This window comes from Plantibacter sp. (genome assembly GCF_059073635.1).
In genome coordinates this window covers 844,379-862,741 of the sequence record NZ_JCACOF010000010.1, presented here as the reverse complement: position 1 = coordinate 862,741, position 18,363 = coordinate 844,379, and the positions used below count along the sequence as shown (strand labels likewise).

The following is an 18,363-nucleotide window of genomic DNA, read 5'->3' as shown; positions in this document are numbered from 1 at the left end:
CTTTCCACGGGCACCGAGCATGCTTGAGGTTCGAGCGCCGGAACCTTGGAGGGGCGATGACGATGACCGAACGCGACGCCCCCACGACCGCGTGGGTGGGTCCGCTGCAGGACGGCGGCAGCATGCCCGATGCGCCGCTCCCTCCGGACGTCGCCTGGGAGCTCCTCCGGGAGGCGCTCGTCGAGGACTTCATCGACGACCTCCCGCGTCCGGTCCGGACGGCGGAACTCGCCGCGCGGCTCCATGTGAGCCGAGCGTCCCTCATGACCAACATCCGTCGTGGCAATGTCGTCGCGAACCGTCGCGCCGGCCGCTGGGAGATCGACACCGTCGCGAGCCGCACCTATCTGCGGTCGGCCATCCTCAGCCTGGGTGAACGTCGTCGTGCGCTGAGCGGTGTCGATGAAGACCGCTCCGCGACCGTGCAACTGACGCTCAGCGGACGCGCGTCAGAAGTCCTCTCGGACCTCATGCAGGACACGCACCTGTCCGCTCCCGAACTCGTGGCCATCGCGCTCGACCGGTTCCGGAGCAACCCCGTCGACGCCGGCGTCGACGGGCACTGATCGACCCGGAATGACGATCGAGCGCTGACCGGCGCAGACACGAACGGCCGGGCGCCCATCGGGACCCGGCCGTCTCGCGTTTCGAGCCGGGGACTACTCGTTGCCGACGGCCTTGTCCGCCGCGTCGCGGGCGCCGTCGATCTGCTCGTCGAACTTGCCGCCGGTGACCTTCTTGGCCGCGTCGGCCACGCTGCCGAGGAGCTTGTCGCTGATGTCCTCGGCCTGTTCGCTCTTCAGCGCGTCCTTGACCTTGTTGTCCTTCAGGAATTCCTGAGCCTTCTTGGTGATGTCGTCGAGTGCCATTCGTCGCTCCTGTTCATCGGGCCCGTTCGGGCGTCGGGATCATTCTTCGCCGTCAGCCGGTGTTCTGGCTAGCCCCTTGTCGGAGCCCGCAGCGTCGCCCGGGCGGTCGACGGGAGGGGTCAGCCGGCGAGGTCGACCGGCCCGCCCCGGTCGTCGAGCATGCGGGTCATGAGCTCGATCTCCGCCTGCTGGCTCGCGATGACCGCGCGCGTGAAGGCCAGCGCGGTCGCGTTCGTGGTCCGCGGCTGCAGCGCCTCGGCCATCTCGACCGCGCCCTGGTGGTGGGCGATCATCAGCGTGAGGAACACCCGCTCCGCCTGGAGTCCGGACGCCGCCGTCAGCTGGTCGATCTGGGCGGGGGTGGCGAGGCCCGGCATCGGGTCGCCCGGGGTGTGGGTGGACCCCGGGGTCGCCGTGTCACCGCCGTGCGCATGGCCGCTCGCGCCCGTGAGCGTGGGGAGCGTCATCCACGTCATGTCCGGCTGCCGTGAACCCTGCGGCAGGTTCCACTGGACGAGCCAGTCGTACAGCTGGCCCGACTGCTGCGCCTGGGTGGTCGCGATGTCGTACGCGAGGGTGCGCACGTCGACCGCGTCCGTCCGGTCGCGGATGATCATGGCGAGCTCCACGCCCTGGTTGTGGTGCACCTGCATGTCGCGCGAGAAGCCCGCCTCGGCGCTCGTCGTGGTGGGTGTCGGGTCGGCGAGGGTGCTCAGTCGACCGACCGAGAAGCCGATCGCCGCGGCGACCATGATCGCGATGACGGCCATCGCGGCGATGACGATGCGCGTCCGGCTGGAACCGTCGGGGGAGCCTTGCGCCTCCCAGGCGGCGAGTTCCTCGTCGGTCACGCCGCCGTCGGCCGGTTCACCGGTCGCCGGTGCGTCGGGTGTGCTCGCCGGGGTCAACGGATCAGACCTTGCCGGGACCGTCGATCGCGCCGGTGCAGGCCGCGCCGGGTTCCGGGACGTTGTTGCTCTTCCAGAACTCCTCGAAGAAGTCGGCGATGCGCGCGTCACTCGCGTTGTTGACCTGCAGCTGGGAGTTCCAGCCGCTCAGCACGATCGGCGAGGGGAGGTCGGACTTCGGCGACAGGACGACGTACGTGGTGGGGAGCAGCTCCTTGAGCTTCGTGAGCTCCGCGTCGCTGAGGGACGGGTCGTAGGTGACCCAGATCGCGCCGTGCTCGAGGGAGTGGACCGCGTTCTCGTTGGTCTGCTCCTCGGTGTAGATGCCGCAGTTCAGCCAGTACTGGTTGTGCGGGCCACCGGCCGGCGGGTTCTGCGGGTAGTCGACCGTGCCCTCGACGTGCTCCGAGGTGTTCTGGAACAGCTCCACGCCCGCGATGTCCTGGCCGGTGCCGGTGCCACCGCCGGGGTAGCTGGCGTTCTTCGGCAGGGTGAGGACGACGCTCGTGATGAGGACCGCGATGACGGCCACACCGCCCACGACACCGGCCCAGATCCCGATGCGGCGGTTGCGGTTCTTCCGCTTCTGCGCCTGCTTGAACGCGGCTACCTTGGCCTGACGCTGGGCTTCGCGCTCCTGCTTCACGCTCTGCTGCTTGACGGCGGGCGGGACGGGGGTGTTCTTGGGGCGATCTGCTGCAGGGGTCACGGGGGCCTCTCGAAAAAGTTGTATGCGTAACTATCGAACCAGATCGTGCTTCCGGGGGCCGTTCCGGCGCCTGACGATGCGCAGTCGATTCTCAGGCTCATCCAAGCAGACAGCCGGTGAATCCAAGAGTTAGCCTCGTCTAACAAATGTAGCTCGGTCTTGCTAACATGGCCGACGTGACCAGTGACCTCGCCGCTCCGACGACCCGCGCGCCCCGCGGACCACGACTCCTGTTCCTCCTCGGGCCCGCCTTCGTGGCGGCGATCGCCTACGTCGATCCCGGGAACGTCGCGGCCAACCTCACGGCGGGAGCCCAGTACGGCTACCTGCTCGTCTGGGTGCTCGTCGCCGCGAACGCGATGGCCGTGCTCGTCCAGTACCTCTCCGCCAAGCTCGGCCTCGTCACCGGGCAGAGCCTGCCCGAGCTGCTCGGCTCGCGACTGCGCACCGGGCCGCGTCGGCTCTACTGGGTGCAGGCGGAGCTCGTCGCCGCCGCGACCGACCTCGCCGAAGTGATCGGCGGCGCCGTGGCGCTGTACCTGCTGTTCGGGATCCCGCTCGTGCTCGGCGGCGTCATCGTCGGGGTCTTCTCGATCGTGCTCCTCGCCGTGCAGAACTGGTACGGCCAGCGGCATTTCGAGTTCGCGATCCTGACGCTCCTCGCCGTCATCGCCGTCGGCTTCCTCGCCGGTCTGTTCGTCAGTCCCGTCGACTGGGGTGCCGCGGCCGGTGGCCTGGTGCCGCGGTTCGAGGGCACGGCGACGGTCCTGCTCGCCGCGAGCATGCTCGGCGCGACGGTCATGCCGCACGCGATCTACCTCCACTCCTCGCTCAGTCGGGACCGGCACGGCGTCCAGACGAGCGACGGTGCCATCCGTCGGCTCATCGTGGCGACCCGCTGGGACGTCGCGGCGGCACTCGTCCTCGCCGGAGCGGTGAACATCGCGATGCTGCTGCTCGCGGCCGCGTCGCTCGGCGGTGTCGAGGGGACGGACTCGATCGAGGGGGCGCACGCGGCGATCACCGCTGCGCTCGGGCCGGTCATCGGCGTGATCTTCGCCATCGGCCTGCTCGCCTCGGGGCTCGCCTCGACCTCGGTGGGCGCCTACGCGGGAGCGGCGATCATGGGAGGGCTCCTCAAGGTGCGCATCCCGTTGCTCGCCCGACGCGTGATCACCCTCATCCCGGCACTCGTCATCCTGGCTGCGGGCATCGACCCGACCACCGCGCTCGTGCTCAGCCAGGTGTTCCTCAGCCTCGGCATCCCCTTCGCGCTCATCCCGCTCGTGCGCTACACGGGCGACCGGCGGATCATGGGTGTCCACGTCGACCAGCTCGCCACCCGCGTGTTCGCCTGGATCGTGGTCGCGCTCATCGTCACGCTGAACGTCGCGCTCATCGTGCTGACGTTCTTCGGGTGATCAGCCCGGCGGTTCGCTCGCCGGAACATCGGCGAACGGAGATGCCGGCGATCAGGCGACGACCGTCACCCAGACGGCGTCGGCGGCGAGGCGACCGAGCGTGAGGCGGGTGCCGGTGGCGGTGAGCCGGAGTTCCAGTTCGCCCGCGAACGCACGGTGGTCGTCCACGCTGAGTTCGGTGTCGAGGACGATGCCGAGGGTGCTCAGATGGCGGAGGGTCTCCGGGTCGGCGTCCGAGATGCGGCACACCGTCAGTGGGCTGTCGGACGGCGCCTCGTTCAACCGGACCGCGTCCGGGCGGTGCGGCGTGCCGTCGGCAGAGGGGATCGGGTCGCCGTGCGGATCGCGGATCGGGTGGCCGAGCGCGGCGTCGATGCGCTCGATCATCGTGTCGCTCGCCGCGTGCTCGAGGATCTCCGCCTCGTCGTGGACCTCGTCCCAGCCGTAGCCGAGCATCTCGACGAGGAAGGTCTCGATGAGCCGGTGCCGCCGCACCATCGCGACCGCGTGCGCCTGCCCGGCGGGGGTGAGCTCGATGCTGCCGTAGGGCTCGTGCACGACGAGTCCCTGGGCGGCGAGTCGCTTCACGGCGTCGGAGGCGGTCGCGGGACGGACACCCATGCGATCCGCGAGCAGCTTGACGGTGGCCGACTCGTCGGCCCACTCGGAGGTCGTCCAGATCGTCTTGAGGTAGTCCTGGGAGACGGCGGAGAGGCCGGAGACGGTCATGCCTCCAGTCTAGGGAGCGCGGTGCGCGTCCATCATGCGTCCGTCGGCAGGCCACCGGGTGTTCACGCCCGCCTGGCAGAATGGGCACCGGCACCCCCGAACAGGGCACCCGACTGCTACGGTCGAGTCCTCGCACCCGCGAACACCGATCCATCCGACGAGAAGGGCCACGCGATGTCCCAGGCGCTGCGCACCTCGACCGCACGGCTCGGATCCGGCGCGCGTGCCACGCTCGAACTCGTCGCCGCGGCCATGGCGGGCGAAGGCCACCTGGAGGCACCCGGGGCGGACGGGACACCCCGTCGTCGCCCGGTCGAGCTCGCGCTGCGCCGGCTCCCGGCGCTCGTCGCGGTGCTGCTGCTCGCCGCGGTCGTGCTCACGGTCATCGGTGTCCTCATGGTGCTGACCCTCGCCGTCCGGCTGGTGTCCTCGGCTGTCTCGGCACTCGGTCCGCGGCAGCGACTCGTCGCGATCCACTGACGTCGGATCGGCCCCGTCATCCGGCTGCGTTCCCTGCACTCGCCGGGTAGGGTGGTCAGCATGCGTCTCCGCCTGTCGTGTTCCTGCTGTCCCCGCTGAACCGTCCCTGCCCGGGATGCCGCCTCAGCCGCCCCAGCCATCCGGTGACGCACGCGAGAGTCGTGCGGTGACGCACCACAGGAACAGATTGCAGACATGAACTACGCAGACTCCGTCCTCGATCTCATCGGGAACACGCCCCTCGTCAAGCTCAACCGGGTCACCGAGGGCATCGCGGCCACCGTGCTCGTCAAGGTCGAGTACCTCAACCCGGGCGGCTCCTCGAAGGACCGCATCGCGACGCGCATCATCGACGCCGCCGAGGCGTCGGGCGACCTCAAGCCGGGCGGCACGATCGTCGAGCCCACCTCCGGCAACACCGGCGTCGGCCTCGCCCTCGTCGCCCAGCAGCGCGGGTACCGCTGCGTGTTCGTCCTGCCCGACAAGGTCGGCGAGGACAAGCGGAACGTGCTCACCGCCTACGGTGCGGAGATCGTCGTCACGCCCACCTCCGTCGCTCCCGACAGCCCCGACTCGTACTACAGCGTGTCCGACCGCCTCACCGCCGAGATCCCGGGCGCGTTCAAGCCCAACCAGTACGCGAACCCGAACGGGCCGCGCAGCCACTACGAGTCGACCGGTCCCGAGATCTGGCGCGACACCGAGGGCGAGATCACCCACTTCGTCGCGGGCGTCGGCACCGGAGGCACCATCTCCGGGACGGGCAAGTACCTCAAGGAGGTCTCCGAGGGCGGCGTGCGCATCATCGGCGCAGACCCGGAGGGCTCCGTCTACTCGGGCGGCACCGGGCGTCCATACCTCGTCGAGGGCGTCGGCGAGGACTTCTGGCCGACCGCGTACGACCCCTCCATCCCCGACGAGATCATCGCCGTCACCGACGCCGAGTCGTTCGCGATGACACGTCGCCTCGCCCGTGAGGAGGGACTGCTCGTGGGCGGCTCCAGCGGCATGGCGGTCCAGGCGGCCCTCGTCGCGGCGCGCGACCTCCCGGCGTCGGCCGTGGTCGTCGTCCTCCTGCCCGACGGCGGGCGCGGCTACCTCGGCAAGATCTTCAACGACTCCTGGCTGCAGTCCTACGGCTTCAGCGAGGTCGCCGACGACCGCACGGTGGGCGACATCCTCCGTGGCAAGGGCTCGGAGATGCCGGACCTCGTGCACGTGCACCCGAGCGACACCGTCCGCGACGTCGTCGACATCATGACCGAGTACGGCGTCTCGCAGCTCCCGGTGCTGAGCGCCGAGCCGCCCGTGGTGATGGGCGAGGTCGTCGGTGCGATCGACGAGGCCAGCCTCATGGACGCCGTCTTCAGCGGCGCGGCCAAGATGAACGACGCCGCGAGCGCGTTCGTCGGCGACCCGCTGCCGCTCATCGGTCTCGGTGAGTCCATCCCGGCGGCGCGCGCGGCGCTCGGTTCCGCCCCGGCGTTCCTCGTCACCGACGGCGGCAAGCCGATCGGCGTCATCACGCGGCACGACCTCCTCACCTACCTGGCGGGTTGAGCGTGGGCGGCATGCAGGTCGTGTGGGCGGAGTCCGGGCGATGTCCCGACCGCGCCCGACCCCGGTGACCGGGCCAGTCCGACCGGTCGCCCACCCCGACACCTCCCCGAATCCTGAACCGAAAGAGTCACCCATGAGCAAGCACGACCACGGCTTCGCCACCCGCAGCATCCACGCCGGACAGGAGTTCGACCCCACCACCGGGGCGATCATCCCGCCGATCTACCAGACGTCGACCTTCGTCCAGGACGGCGTCGGCGGGCTCCGCGGCGGCTACGAGTACAGCCGCTCCGCCAACCCGACCCGCACGGCGCTCGAGACGCAGCTCGCCGCGCTCGAGGGTGCGAAGCACGGCTTCTCCTTCGCCTCCGGCCTCGCCGCCGAGGACGCGCTCATCCGCACGGCCCTCCGCCCCGGCGACCACATCGTCATCGGCAACGACGTCTACGGCGGCACCTACCGGCTGATCAACCGGGTGCACGGCGCCTGGGGCATCGAGCACACGGTCGTGGACCTCGGCGACCTCGCGGCCGTCGAAGCGGCGATCATCCCGGGCCGCACGAAGCTGCTGTGGGTCGAGACGCCGAGCAACCCGCTCATGAAGATCAGCGACATCGCGGCACTCGCGGCCCTCGCGCACCGCCACGAGGTGCTCTCCGTCGTGGACAACACCTTCGCCTCGCCGGCGCTGCAGCAGCCGCTCTCGCTCGGGGCCGACATCGTCGTGCACTCGACGACCAAGTACCTCGGCGGTCACTCCGACGTCCTCGGTGGCGCCATCATCATGAACGACGACGAGCTCGCCGAGCAGCTCGGCTTCGTGCAGTTCGCCGCCGGCGCGGTCTCGGCCCCGCTCGACGCGTGGCTCACGACCCGCGGCATCAAGACCCTCGCGGTGCGCATGCGCCAGCACAGCGCGAACGCGCAGGCGATCGCGGAGTTCCTCGACGGCCACGCCGCCGTCGAGCGCGTCTACTACCCGGGCCTCGAGAGCCACCCCGGTCACGAGCTCGCCGCCCGCCAGATGTCCGGGTTCGGCGGCATGCTGTCGCTCGCGCTCGTCGGTGGCCCGGCTGCAGCCACGCGCCTCGTCGAGAAGACGAAACTCTTCGCGCTCGCCGAGTCGCTCGGCGGCGTCGAGTCGCTCATCGGCCTGCCGGCGCAGATGACGCACGCCTCGGTGAAGGGCACGGAGCTGGCGGTCCCCGAGAACGTCGTCCGGCTGTCGGTCGGCATCGAGGACGTCGCCGACCTCATCGCCGACCTCGACCGCGCGCTCGCGAAGGTCCTGAAGGCGAGCGCCAAGCACTAGCGGGCGGTCCCGGCTCGTTCGCAATTCAGGAAGGCTGCGGCGCGTCCTGCGCCGAACCCGTCGATCGGCGACGGCGCGCCGGGCACGTCCTGAATGGTGAACGGGCAGGGGTTCGTCAGCGCTTGACCTCAAGTCACGTTGAGGTTCTAGGCTCGGAATCGTGACCACAGCGACGACCCCCGAGCCCGTGACCGGAGCCGACCCGACGCCCCGCGACCGTGGGATCTTCAGCCGCCGGTTCGTCCTCGTCACCATCGGTGCGTGCGCGCTCGTGTTCCTCGGCGCCTTCGAGTCCCTCGCCGTCACGACGATCATGCCGCTCGTGAGCGGGGAACTCGGCGGCGAGCAGCTCTACGCGCTCGCCTTCGCCGGCCCGCTCGCGGTCAGTGTCATCGGCATGGTCGCGGCGGGCTCGGTCGCCGACCGCATCGGTCCGGTCCAGCCGCTGCTCGCGTCAGTCGTCCTGTTCCTCATCGGTCTCCTCCTGGCCGGAACCGCGACCACCATGTGGGCCGTCGTCGCCGGACGCCTCGTCCAGAGCCTCGGTTCGGGAGCGATGACCGTCGCCCTGTACGTCCTCGTCGCCCGCATCTACCCACCGGCCCTGCACCCGCGGATCTTCGCCGGGTTCGCAGCCGCCTGGGTGGTCCCCTCCCTGATCGGGCCGTTCCTCGCCGGGGTGGTCGCCGAGCGGTTCAGCTGGCACTGGGTCTTCCTCGGGGTCGTCGGCCTCGTGGTCGTCGCGACGCTCCTCCTCCTGCCGGCCCTCCGGATGCTGCGCGCCTCCGCAACCGAACGCGCGGAGCGGCAGGCCGCCGAGGAGGAGTCGGCGAAGGAGAGCGGCGAGGTGGCCACCGTCGCGCGCACGGGCGCGGAGCTGCGTCGACTCGGGTGGGCGGTGCTCGTCGCGGCGGCGGTCCTCGCGGTCAACCTCTCGACGGAGTTCTCGGGATGGACCGCCTGGGCGCTCCCGGTCGTCGGTGCCGTGGTCGCGATCCTCGCCCTCCGCCCCCTGATTCCGCTCGGCACGCTCACCGCACGCCGCGGGCTCCCGACGGTCATCCTGGTGCGCGGACTGACCTCCGCCGCGTTCTTCGGCGCCGAGGTGTACGTGCCGTACCTGCTGACCCGCGAGCACGGGCTCACGCCGGCGCTCGCCGGACTCGCGCTCACCGGTGGGGCGATCGCGTGGTCGCTGTCGTCCTGGTTGCAGGGGCGCCTCGGGGACCGGCTGTCGAATGCGAACGCCGTGCAGATCGGGTCGTCACTCGTCACGGTCGCCGTCGCGATCGCCCTGTCCGCCGCCCTCGTCGGCCTGCCGCCGGTGGTGCCGATCGTCGCCTGGGTGGTGAGCGGCGGCGGCATGGGCCTCATGTTCCCGCGCCTCAGCGTCATGACGCTCGCCTACTCCGACGAGCGCTCGCAGGGGTTCAACAGCGCGGCGATGTCGATCGGCGACGCGATCGGCGGTGCTCTCGCCCTCGCGGCGACCGGGCTGGCGTTCACGGCACTCGACGGCTCCCGTGTGTTCGCCGGGCTGGGCTGGATCGCTCCCGGCGGGGTCGCGTTCGCCGGATGCTTCGCGATCGCGCTGGTCGCCGGTGTCGTGGCGGTCGTCGTCGCGCGTCGGGTGAGCCGACCAGCGGAGCCAGGCGCGACCGGGTGAGCCGAGACGCCGTCGCCTGGGTAGTGCTGCGGTGCGTGGGGGGTAGCGTCGCCCACGCATCGCTGCAGTGTCCAGGCGGCGGCCCCGAGGTGGAGAACCAGGGCATCGGGTATGGTTGATGCAGATATTCCTGGGGTGCGCACCAGGGTGCTCGCGCAGATGAGGAGTGGGATGCAGGACCCGACGACCACTCGCCCGGAGTGGCCCCCTCGCCGACCGCCGGTCTGGCCGCATCTCGTCGCACTCGTGATCGTCGCGGCGACGCTGGTCGTCGGCCTGGTGGTGTATCCGTCTGCTCCTGATCCGATGCCGGTGCACTTCGACGCCGCACTCCAGCCGGACGCCTGGTCGGACAAGCGTCTCGGCGGGTTCCTGCTCCCGGTCATCATCGGGGCCGCGGTCGTGGCGATCTTCTGGATCGTCGCCGCCTGCCTACCGCTCGCCGGCACGACCCGATCGGATGTCGACCCCCACCCACCGACCACTGCATCGACGTGGTCCACGCAACTGTCGCCTCGTCCGGAGGTGACGGCTGCCACGCTGGACGCCACCGGGCGACTGCTGGGGGATCTGACGATCGCGACCGCCGCGCTCATCGCCGTCGTCGCACTCACCACCTGGCTCGGCGTGCCCGCGTGGATGGCGCCCTGGCTGCTCCCGGTGCTGATGGCGGCGTTCTTCGGATCACTCGCCGTGTCGTGCGTCCGGGTGTTCCGGGCGCAGCGCGGGCTCGCCTGAGGGTGCCCGCGTGCACGAGGGGTGCGGAAGCCGCGTACCCTTGATGCGTACGTCTCGGCTCGTCCCCCCAGTGACCCGCTCCTCGTGTCTCGGAGCCGGACTGCAGAAGGACTCTCTTGAGCGACGAATGCAAACACGGTTTCGACAACGGACTCTGCGCGACCTGCTTCCCGCCGCCGCCCCGCGAGGTGCCGGTCGCTGAACCACCCGCTCCCAAGGTCCGTCGGTCGACGGTCGCTCCCTCGCTCCGCGAGCCGGCCCCGACCCGCGTGCGGACCGCGGCCACCACGAAGACGGTGACGAAGGCGGCGGCAGCGCTGCCCGTGGTGCGCGTCGGCGAGCAGCGGCTGTACCACGTCACCCACATCCGCAATCTCGAGCGCATCCTCGAGACCGGTAGCATCCTGCCGGTGGCCTCCCCGGCGCTCCCCGACGGGCCGGTCGTCGACATCGCCGCCGCGAGCCACCGCGAAGCGCGACGCACGATGGTGCTCGCCGGCACCGACGACCTCACGCCGGCCGACTTCGTCCCGTTCTTCCTGACCCCGGACGCCGACCTCTGGGCGGGCATCCGCGCGGGCGAGCACGACGTCCGTCTGTCCGCCGAGGCGTTCGCGTCATCGGTCAACGACTACGTCGTGCTCGTCACCACGATCGACGGCGCAGCCGTGCACCCGGGCGAGTTCGACGCCGACACCGGCCGGCCCTCCCGCGCGCGGGTCGTGGTCGCCGACGGTGACGCCTCCCACGTGCTCACGAGCATCGGCGCGAACGCGATGACCGCCGACCGCATGGTGCAGCGCTTCGCGACCGACGAGGACCCCGCGGCCCTCCGACGCGCCGAGGTGCTCGTCGCCGACGCCGTGCCGTTCGACCGCGTCACCGTGATCGGTGTCGCGACGGTCAACGTCCGCGAGCACGTCAAGCGACTCGTCGCCGGCGCCGGCCACCGCACCAAGGTCGCCGCCTACACGCCGTGGTTCCAGGAGCACGTCGCCGACTAGCAGCTGTCTCGCGTTCACAACTCCTGCTGGACGGCACCGGAACCCGGCTGCCGGCACCGTGTCAGGCCGCCTTGCCGCCCTCAGCAGGAGTTGTGCGCGGGAACGAGTGCGCACCTCGGCTGTGTGGAGGTGAACGCGTCCCCTTCCGAGGACACCAGGCTCAGGGCGTGCTGCTGTCCGCAACTCCTGCTGCATGGCCCCAGGGCCACTGAGTCGGACGCTGCACACCCCGATCGGGGCGAGCTGCAGGAGTTGTGCCCCGGTGAACGCCCCGGGGGAGGAGACGGACTGGCGAGTCAGGCGCGCGGCGGCGTGCTCTCGCGGAGGAGGACCGTCGCGCCGACGGGCTCCGTCGTCGTGCTGTCCGTCGCCGGGTCAAGCGCCAGCCGCACGGCGTGCTCACCGACCGCCTCGAGCGGCACGGCGACCGTGGTGAGCGCCGGGGTGACGTCGCGGGAGGTCGCGATGTCGTCGTAGCCGGCGACCGCGAGGTCCTCGGGAAGGCGGAGTCCGGCCGCGCGGAACGCCGACATCGCCCCGATCGCCATCACGTCGTTGACGGCGAAGACCAGGTCGACGTCGTCGAGTCCCAGCTGCAGGAGCTCGGCGGCGCCCTGGCGCCCGCCGTCGCGGGTGAACTCGGCCCGGACGATCCTCGACGGATGGATCGCGATGCCGTGCTCGGCCAAACCCTCCGCGAACCCGCTCACGCGCTCGCGGGAGGTGAGCAGGCGGTCGTCGCCGGCGATGACGGCGAACCGGCGGTACCCGGCACCGACGAGTTCCCGGGCCAGCTCGCGGGCACCGGTCGCGTTGCCGAGCTGCACCGTGGCGAACGGGAGCGTCCGCTGCGAGACGAGGACGACGCGTCCGCCCGTCGACTCGTAGGCCGCGAGCTCATCCGACAGCCGGTGCTCCGACGCGACCCCGTCCCAGCGACTGCCCGTCAGGATGATGGCGCGTGGCCGCTGCCCGCGGAGCACCCGCACGAGTTCGAGTTCGCGCTCGTGGTCGCGGTGCGTGACGGCCATGGTCGTGGCGATGCGCTGCTCGTCGGCCGCGCGGATGGCCCCGGCCGCGATGGACGAGAAGTACGGGTCGGCGATGTCGCTCACGAGCAGCGAGATCGTCGACGACAGCCCCTTCGCGACCGCCTGGGCCGACAGGTTCGGCGTGTAGTTCAGCCGGAGCGCGGCGTCGAGGACCCGCCGACGGAACGTCTCGTTGACCGTCCGGGTGCTCCCGTTGAGCGCGCGCGACGCGGTGGCGAGGGAGACCCCCGCCTCACGGGCGACGTCGTGCAGCGTCGGTGGGACCGGCGTCGCCCGGTGCTCGTCGACCGACATGGCGCTCCTTCGTACTGGCGGCTGCTGAGACACACTCTGCCACAGGGCGGCCGCGGCGATCAGGGGTGGTGGATCGCGTCGTCGTCGTGGTCGAGGTGCGGGACGACCGTCGCCTGGAACGCGTCGACGGTGCGATCCACCACCTGCTGGAACGGGCTGTCCCAGATGTCCTGGTTGAAGAGCTCGACCTCGATGTCGCCGGTGTACCCCGCCGCCTCGACGGCACGGGTGAGCGAGCCGAAGTCGACGACGCCGTCGCCCGGATAGTGCCGGGAGAGGAGGACGTCCGCGGCGAGCGGCGTCGCCCAGTCGCACGCCTGGTAGCTGGAGATCCGACCGGTCGCGCCCGCGCGGGCGATCTGCTCGAGCACCTGCGGGTCCCACCAGATGTGGAAGGTGTCGACGACCACTCCGACGGCCTCCGGAGCGAACTGCTCGGCGATGTCGAGGGCCTGACCGAGCGTCGAGACGACCGCGCGGTCCGAGGCGTACATCGGATGCAACGGCTCGATGGCGAGCTGCACGCCGGACTCGAGCGCGTGGTCGGTGAGTTCACCGATCGCGTCTCGGACGAGTTCGCGGGCGCCGATGAGGTCACGGGATCCGGCCGGGAGGCCGCCGACCACGAGGACGAGGGCCGGGGCGCCCAGGGCGGCGGCCTCGTCGATCGCGGTCCGGTTGTCGTCGATCGACGTCCGGCGAGCCGGCCCCTCGGGCATGGTGAAGAAGCCACCACGGCACAGGCTCGAGACACGCAGGCCGCTGTCCGTGAGGAGGCTCGCCGAGGCGGCGACGCCGTACTCCTGCACCGGCTCGCGCCAGGCGCCGAAGCTCGTGACACCGGCCGCCGTGACGGCTGCGACCGCCTCCGGGAGGGTGGCGTACTTGATCGTGGCCTGGTTGACCGAGAGTCGCGGGTGCGGGGTGAGTGCTGGCCGCTCGCCGGTCCCTGAGCTTGTCCCGCCGGTCCCTCGGCTTGTCCCGCCGGTCCCTGAGCCTGTCGAAGGGCGGTGGTGCTCATCGGGCTCCTCCCGCAGTGGTCAGCGTGCCGACGACACCGGCCGTGCGCAGCAGGCCCGTCCAGCGCTCGGCGGCGAGCTCCGGGTGCTCGAGTGCGCCGGCCGCGTCGGCGAGGCGCACGATCTCCGACAGGTGCGGCAGGCTCCGGGCCGCGTGCAAGCCGCCGACCATCGAGAACGCCGGCTGGTGGCCGTTCAACCAGCTGAGGAAGGCGATGCCCGTCTTGTAGTAGTAGGTCGGCGCGGCGAAGATCTGCCGCGACAGGGCCTCGGTCGGTCGGAGGATCCGCTCGTAGGCGGCCGGGTCGCCGGCGTCGAGCGCCTGGATCGCGGCGGACGCGGCCGGAGCGATCGCGGTGAACGCGCCGAGCAGGGCGTCGGAGTGTCCGACCGCGTCTCCGGCGATGAGGTCGACGTAGTTGAAGTCGTCCCCGGTGAACATCGTCGTGCCGGCCGGGAGGCGACGTCGGACGGCGATCTCCGCGTCGGCGTCGAGGAGGCTCATCTTGACCCCGGCGACGTGGTCGACGTGGTCGGTCATGATGCGCAGCAGGGTGTCCGAGGCCTCGGCGACGTCGCTGGAGCCGAAGTAGCCCTCCAGGCTCGGGTCGAACGCCGTGCCGAGCCAGTGCAGGACCACGGGCGACTGCGCGGCCGACAGGACCCGGTCGTAGACGCGACGGTAGTCGTCGGCGGACTGCGCGGCCCTCGCCAGGTGTCGGCTGGCCATGAGCACGGTCCCGGCGCCCGCGTCCTCGGCGAACGCGAGTTGTTCGAGGTAGGCGTCGGCGACCGCGTCGAGCGAGACGGTCTCGTCGGCGAGGTGGTCGGTGTTGACGCCGACGACGAGCGCGCCGCCGACGGAGGCGGCCTCGGCGGCGCTCCGGGTGATCAGCTCGCGCGTGGCGGCGGTGTCGAGCCCCATGTTCCGCTGGGCGGTGTCCATCGCGTCCGCGACGCCGAGGCCGTACGACCACACGTGGTGGCGGTAGGCGAGCGTCGCGTCCCAGTCGAGCTCGGCGGGCGCGCCCGGCACGTTGTCGCCCCAGGCCGTCGGGACGACGTGCGCCGCGGCGTAGGCGGTGCGGCTCGTCAGGGGAGTGGTCGGGCGCTCGGCCACGACGGGCTCGCGGAGCTCCAGCGCGGTGACCGTGCCGTCGGTCGAGAGCAGCGGGACGGACGTCATCGTGCGACCGAGGCCTCGAGCGACGCCAGCTCCTCGTCCGCGCCGGCGGTGTCGCCCGCGCTTCCGAGCGTCACCTCGGGCAGGTCGAGGCGGCGGCCGGTGCGCGAGCTCTCGAGGCCGAGCTCCGCGAGCAGGACGCCGCGCGCGCCGGCGAGCAGGTCGTACTCGTAGGGGCCGTCCTCGACGACGTGGCGGAGGAACTCCTCCCACTGCGTCTTGAAGCCGTTCTCGAACACGTCGTTCGTCGGCACGTCCTGCCAGTCGCCCGCGTAGTCGTGGTCGTCGGCGAGGTCGGGGTTCCACACCGGCTTCGGGGTGACGTTCCGCGGCTGCACCTTGCAGCCGAAGAGGCCGGCGACGGCGGAGCCATGCGTGCCGTCGACCTGGAACTGCACGAGCTCGTCGCGGTCGACGCGCACCGTCCAGCTGGAGTTGAGCTGGGCGATCACGCCGCCCTCGAGCTCGAAGACCCCGTAGGCGGCGTCGTCGGCGGTGGCCGCGTAGGCCTCGCCCCGCTCGTCGAAGCGCTCGGGGATGTGCGTCGTCGCCTTCGCATACACCGACTCGACCCGACCGAAGAGGTTCTCGAGCACGTAGCTCCAGTGCGGGAACATGTCGACGACGATGCCGCCGCCGTCCTCGGCCCGGTAGTTCCAGCTCGGGCGCTGCGCCGGCTGCCAGTCGCCCTCGAACACCCAGTAGCCGAACTCGCCACGGACGGAGAGGATCCGACCGAAGAAGCCCGAGTCGATGAGGCGCTTGAGCTTGCGCAGCCCCGGCAGGTAGAGCTTGTCGTGCACGACGCCGTTCTTCACGCCCGCCTCGGCGGCGAGGCGTGCGAGTTCCAGCGCCTCCTCGAAGGTCTCCGCCGTCGGCTTCTCGGTGTAGATGGTCTTGCCGGCCGCGATCGCCTTGCGCAGCGCGGTGGCGCGGGCCTTCGTGACGAGGAAGTCGGCGTAGATGTCCCAGCGGGGGTCGGCGAGGACCGCGTCGAGGTCGGTCGAGGTGTGCTCGATGCCATGACGCGTGGCGAGCTCGTCGAGGGTCGCCTGGTTGCGGCCGACGAGGATCAACTCGATCTGGCGTCGGGTGCCGTCGGACAGCTGCACACCGCCCTGCTCCTGGATGGCCAGCAGCGAGCGCACGAGGTGCTGCCGGTAGCCCATGCGCCCGGTGGCGCCGTTGACGATGATCCCGATGGTCTGCTCTGACACGGTGGCTCTTCCTCTGGTTCGTGTTCCGGTCCCGGCGGCCGCGGGCCATCCGGAAAGCGTTTACCGGGTCACTGTAGAACGGCGCGCGCGGTCAAGGCAAGCGTTCGAACCGATTCGGTCGCAGGTGATCACAGATCGGACACGGATGCGGATTGAATCGTTGCATCGTCCGACGGGGCCGTGATAGAACTTGATGCAGCTCAGCCGGGAAACGCTTTCCGGGAAGTCATCAACGACGATCGACAAGGAGGTCCGACGTGGTCCGTGCAACTCCAGGAGCGCCCAGGACGACACTCGCGAGGGGTGTTCGGTGAGCGCGCTCGGCGAGCTCCGCAAGCTCAGCGCCGGCAAGCGCCCGCAGACGGCGGCCGAGAAGGCCTTCATCAAGAAGGACAACCGCCGCGACAACAAGGCCGCCTACCTGTTCCTCCTCCCGTGGCTCATCGGACTCGCCGTCATCACCGTCGGTCCGATGGTCGCCTCGCTCGCGCTGTCCTTCACGAAGTACAACCTGCTGCAGGCGCCGAAGTTCATCGGCCTCGACAACTTCATCCGCATGATGGGCGATGAGCGGCTCCACAACTCGCTCGGTGTCACGTTCGTGTACGTCTTCGTGTCGGTGCCGCTCCAGCTCGCCGCGGCACTGGCCCTGGCCGCCCTGCTCGACCGCGGTCTCCGTGGCCTCGCGATCTACCGGTCCGTGTACTACCTGCCGTCGCTCCTCGGCTCCTCCGTCGCCATCGCGGTGCTGTGGAAGCAGGTGTTCGGCGGCGAAGGCCTCGTGAACCAGTTCATCGCGATCTTCGGGATCGAGGGACGCAGCTGGATCGCCGACCCGTCGACCGCCCTCTCCACGCTCATCACGCTCAACGTGTGGACCTTCGGCGCACCGATGGTGATCTTCCTCGCCGGTCTCCGCCAGATCCCCGTCATGTACCACGAGGCGGCGCAGATGGACGGCGCGACGAAGTGGCAGCGCTTCACCAAGATCACCCTGCCGCTGCTCACCCCGATCATCTTCTTCAACCTCGTGCTGCAGATCATCCACGCGTTCCAGGCCTTCACGCAGGCCTTCATCGTGTCGGGCGGAACGGGCGGCCCGGCCGACTCGACGCTCTTCTACACGCTGTACCTCTACAACCGCGGCTTCTCGAACTTCGACATGGGCTACGCCTCGGCCATGGCCTGGTTCCTGCTCCTCATCATCGGAGTCTTCACCGCGATCAACTTCTGGGCCTCGAAATACTGGGTGAACTACGATGACTGACACGCTGACCACACGGTCCATCACGACGGACAGCAAGAACCGCAGTCGCGAGGCCAAGGAAGCCGAACGCCAGTACCGCCGCGCTCGTGGGTGGTCGCCCTGGAAGTCGGTCCTGAAGCACATCGGCCTGATCCTCGTCGGCTTCATCATGCTCTACCCGGTGATCTGGCTCGTCGTCTCCTCGCTCCGCCCGACGGAGGAGATCTTCCGGAACCCCGGCATCGTCCTCGACAGCTTCGAGGTGAGCAACTACAGCGAGGGCTGGAACACCCTCTCCGAGCCGTTCCACGTGTTCCTGCTGAACTCCGTGCTCATCGTCCTCGGCTGCATCGTCGGCAACCTCGTGTCCTGCTCGATGGCCGCCTACGCCTTCGCCCGGCTGAAGTTCAGCGGCAAGCGCTGGTGGTTCGCGGCGATGCTCATGACGCTCATGCTGCCGATCCACGTCATCATCGTGCCGCAGTACATCATGTTCTCCCAGCTCGGCTTCGTGAACACGTACCTGCCGCTGATCCTGCCGAAGATCCTCGCCACCGACGCGTTCTTCGTCTTCCTCATGGTGCAGTTCATCCGCGGCATCCCGAAGGAACTCGACGAGGCGGCCCGCATCGACGGCTGCGGTCACGCCCGCATCTTCGGGGTCATCATCCTGCCGCTCATGGTGCCGGCGCTCGCGACGACCGCCATCTTCACCTTCATCTGGACCTGGAACGACTTCTTCAGTCAGCTCCTGTACCTGACGAAACCGGAGATGTACACGGTGCCGCTCGCCCTCCGGGCGTTCATGGACGCGCAATCCTCCACCTCGTGGGGGCCGATGTTCGCCATGAGTGTCGTCTCGCTCCTGCCGATCTTCCTCGTCTTCCTGTTCGGTCAGCGGTTCCTGTTGAAGGGCATCGCGACGACCGGCGGCAAGTGAGGCCCGACCCACCGAC

18 protein-coding genes are annotated in these 18,363 nt (G+C 70.2%); 10 read left to right on the top strand and 8 right to left on the bottom strand.

Translation table 11 applies throughout. The features are described from left to right. The first annotated feature begins 56 nt into the window (after nucleotides 1–56). Entirely contained in the window at nucleotides 57–566 is a 510-nt protein-coding gene (locus tag AC5JOC_RS16195) for a hypothetical protein (RefSeq protein WP_079706735.1), read from the top strand. A gap of 93 nt (nucleotides 567–659) precedes the next feature. On the opposite strand, the gene AC5JOC_RS16190 is transcribed toward AC5JOC_RS16195, so the two are convergent. The 3 genes from AC5JOC_RS16190 to AC5JOC_RS16180 form a co-directional block, all read right to left on the bottom strand. Beyond that, nucleotides 660–869 carry an antitoxin gene (locus AC5JOC_RS16190; RefSeq protein WP_079706736.1) on the bottom strand — a complete coding sequence of 70 codons (210 nt, stop codon included), beginning with the start codon at nucleotides 867–869 and terminating at the stop codon, nucleotides 660–662. Between the two features lie 119 nt (nucleotides 870–988). Beyond that, the gene (locus tag AC5JOC_RS16185; protein WP_236555538.1) at nucleotides 989–1,777 is read right to left on the bottom strand and encodes a DUF305 domain-containing protein; all 789 of its coding nucleotides are present in this window, start codon (nucleotides 1,775–1,777) and stop codon (nucleotides 989–991) included. A 4-nt stretch (nucleotides 1,778–1,781) separates the two neighbouring features. Continuing rightward, nucleotides 1,782–2,486, bottom strand: a complete 705-nt coding sequence (locus tag AC5JOC_RS16180) for a thioredoxin-like domain-containing protein (protein ID WP_124767330.1) — start codon at nucleotides 2,484–2,486, stop codon at nucleotides 1,782–1,784. Between the two features lie 167 nt (nucleotides 2,487–2,653). Here AC5JOC_RS16180 and AC5JOC_RS16175 point away from each other — a divergent pair, with 167 nt between their 5' ends. Continuing rightward, nucleotides 2,654–3,907, top strand: a complete 1,254-nt coding sequence (locus AC5JOC_RS16175; protein ID WP_137243876.1) for an Nramp family divalent metal transporter — start codon at nucleotides 2,654–2,656, stop codon at nucleotides 3,905–3,907. Nucleotides 3,908–3,958: 51 nt separating this feature from the next. Here the strand turns inward: AC5JOC_RS16175 and AC5JOC_RS16170 are convergent, their stop codons facing one another. Beyond that, on the bottom strand, nucleotides 3,959–4,636 hold the full coding sequence (locus tag AC5JOC_RS16170) for a metal-dependent transcriptional regulator (RefSeq protein WP_079706739.1): 678 nt from the start codon (nucleotides 4,634–4,636) through the stop codon (nucleotides 3,959–3,961). Between the two features lie 174 nt (nucleotides 4,637–4,810). Between AC5JOC_RS16170 and AC5JOC_RS16165 the strand changes: the two genes are divergently transcribed. The 6 genes from AC5JOC_RS16165 to AC5JOC_RS16140 all read left to right on the top strand — a co-directional run bounded on the left by AC5JOC_RS16165 (nucleotide 4,811) and on the right by AC5JOC_RS16140 (nucleotide 11,396). Then, complete coding sequence (locus AC5JOC_RS16165) at nucleotides 4,811–5,116, top strand: hypothetical protein (protein WP_494246818.1); 306 nt, start codon at nucleotides 4,811–4,813, stop codon at nucleotides 5,114–5,116. Nucleotides 5,117–5,311: 195 nt separating this feature from the next. Beyond that, complete coding sequence (locus AC5JOC_RS16160) at nucleotides 5,312–6,676, top strand: cystathionine beta-synthase (RefSeq protein ID WP_064295706.1); 1,365 nt, start codon at nucleotides 5,312–5,314, stop codon at nucleotides 6,674–6,676. Nucleotides 6,677–6,809: 133 nt separating this feature from the next. Continuing rightward, complete coding sequence (locus AC5JOC_RS16155; protein ID WP_071258797.1) at nucleotides 6,810–7,988, top strand: cystathionine gamma-synthase; 1,179 nt, start codon at nucleotides 6,810–6,812, stop codon at nucleotides 7,986–7,988. 160 nt (nucleotides 7,989–8,148) lie between these two features. Continuing rightward, the gene (locus AC5JOC_RS16150; protein WP_481133074.1) at nucleotides 8,149–9,654 is read left to right on the top strand and encodes an MFS transporter; all 1,506 of its coding nucleotides are present in this window, start codon (nucleotides 8,149–8,151) and stop codon (nucleotides 9,652–9,654) included. Between the two features lie 171 nt (nucleotides 9,655–9,825). Beyond that, complete coding sequence (locus AC5JOC_RS16145; protein WP_494246817.1) at nucleotides 9,826–10,392, top strand: DUF1648 domain-containing protein; 567 nt, start codon at nucleotides 9,826–9,828, stop codon at nucleotides 10,390–10,392. 116 nt (nucleotides 10,393–10,508) lie between these two features. Next, nucleotides 10,509–11,396: a DarT ssDNA thymidine ADP-ribosyltransferase family protein gene (locus AC5JOC_RS16140; RefSeq protein ID WP_124767325.1), complete on the top strand. Its 888-nt coding sequence runs from the start codon at nucleotides 10,509–10,511 to the stop codon at nucleotides 11,394–11,396. A gap of 296 nt (nucleotides 11,397–11,692) precedes the next feature. On the opposite strand, the gene AC5JOC_RS16135 is transcribed toward AC5JOC_RS16140, so the two are convergent. The 4 genes from AC5JOC_RS16135 to AC5JOC_RS16120 all read right to left on the bottom strand — a co-directional run bounded on the left by AC5JOC_RS16135 (nucleotide 11,693) and on the right by AC5JOC_RS16120 (nucleotide 16,113). Then, complete coding sequence (locus AC5JOC_RS16135) at nucleotides 11,693–12,742, bottom strand: LacI family DNA-binding transcriptional regulator (RefSeq protein WP_085512707.1); 1,050 nt, start codon at nucleotides 12,740–12,742, stop codon at nucleotides 11,693–11,695. 59 nt (nucleotides 12,743–12,801) lie between these two features. Next, nucleotides 12,802–13,632 carry a sugar phosphate isomerase/epimerase family protein gene (locus AC5JOC_RS16130; RefSeq protein WP_494246902.1) on the bottom strand — a complete coding sequence of 277 codons (831 nt, stop codon included), beginning with the start codon at nucleotides 13,630–13,632 and terminating at the stop codon, nucleotides 12,802–12,804. A gap of 127 nt (nucleotides 13,633–13,759) precedes the next feature. After that, nucleotides 13,760–14,947: a dihydrodipicolinate synthase family protein gene (locus tag AC5JOC_RS16125; RefSeq protein WP_494246816.1), complete on the bottom strand. Its 1,188-nt coding sequence runs from the start codon at nucleotides 14,945–14,947 to the stop codon at nucleotides 13,760–13,762. Next, nucleotides 14,944–16,113, bottom strand: a complete 1,170-nt coding sequence (locus AC5JOC_RS16120; RefSeq protein WP_192006443.1) for a Gfo/Idh/MocA family protein — start codon at nucleotides 16,111–16,113, stop codon at nucleotides 14,944–14,946. The genes AC5JOC_RS16125 and AC5JOC_RS16120 overlap by 4 nt, the downstream gene beginning before the upstream one ends. A 358-nt stretch (nucleotides 16,114–16,471) precedes the next feature. Here AC5JOC_RS16120 and AC5JOC_RS16115 point away from each other — a divergent pair, with 358 nt between their 5' ends. Together AC5JOC_RS16115 and AC5JOC_RS16110 are read left to right on the top strand one after the other, a co-directional pair. After that, nucleotides 16,472–17,428, top strand: coding sequence for a carbohydrate ABC transporter permease (locus tag AC5JOC_RS16115; RefSeq protein WP_079706748.1), 957 nt, complete (start codon nucleotides 16,472–16,474; stop codon nucleotides 17,426–17,428). Beyond that, the gene (locus AC5JOC_RS16110) at nucleotides 17,421–18,347 is read left to right on the top strand and encodes a carbohydrate ABC transporter permease (RefSeq protein WP_079706749.1); all 927 of its coding nucleotides are present in this window, start codon (nucleotides 17,421–17,423) and stop codon (nucleotides 18,345–18,347) included. Before AC5JOC_RS16115 ends, AC5JOC_RS16110 begins: the two co-directional genes overlap by 8 nt. Nucleotides 18,348–18,363 lie beyond the last annotated feature (16 nt).

Excerpts from the sequence above, each read along its gene's own strand:
- AC5JOC_RS16160 (WP_064295706.1), top strand. The coding sequence starts at position 5,312 with ATGAACTACGCAGACTCCGTCCTCGATCTCATCGGGAACACGCCCCTC.
- AC5JOC_RS16110 (WP_079706749.1), top strand. The coding sequence starts at position 17,421 with ATGACTGACACGCTGACCACACGGTCCATCACGACGGACAGCAAGAAC.
- AC5JOC_RS16165 (WP_494246818.1), top strand. The coding sequence starts at position 4,811 with ATGTCCCAGGCGCTGCGCACCTCGACCGCACGGCTCGGATCCGGCGCG.
- AC5JOC_RS16120 (WP_192006443.1), bottom strand. The coding sequence starts at position 16,113 with ATGGGCTACCGGCAGCACCTCGTGCGCTCGCTGCTGGCCATCCAGGAG.
- AC5JOC_RS16195 (WP_079706735.1), top strand. The coding sequence starts at position 57 with ATGACGATGACCGAACGCGACGCCCCCACGACCGCGTGGGTGGGTCCG.
- AC5JOC_RS16155 (WP_071258797.1), top strand. The coding sequence starts at position 6,810 with ATGAGCAAGCACGACCACGGCTTCGCCACCCGCAGCATCCACGCCGGA.
- AC5JOC_RS16190 (WP_079706736.1), bottom strand. The coding sequence starts at position 869 with ATGGCACTCGACGACATCACCAAGAAGGCTCAGGAATTCCTGAAGGAC.
- AC5JOC_RS16135 (WP_085512707.1), bottom strand. The coding sequence starts at position 12,742 with ATGTCGGTCGACGAGCACCGGGCGACGCCGGTCCCACCGACGCTGCAC.
- AC5JOC_RS16175 (WP_137243876.1), top strand. The coding sequence starts at position 2,654 with ATGGCCGACGTGACCAGTGACCTCGCCGCTCCGACGACCCGCGCGCCC.
- AC5JOC_RS16125 (WP_494246816.1), bottom strand. The coding sequence starts at position 14,947 with ATGACGTCCGTCCCGCTGCTCTCGACCGACGGCACGGTCACCGCGCTG.
- AC5JOC_RS16170 (WP_079706739.1), bottom strand. The coding sequence starts at position 4,636 with ATGACCGTCTCCGGCCTCTCCGCCGTCTCCCAGGACTACCTCAAGACG.
- AC5JOC_RS16145 (WP_494246817.1), top strand. The coding sequence starts at position 9,826 with ATGCAGGACCCGACGACCACTCGCCCGGAGTGGCCCCCTCGCCGACCG.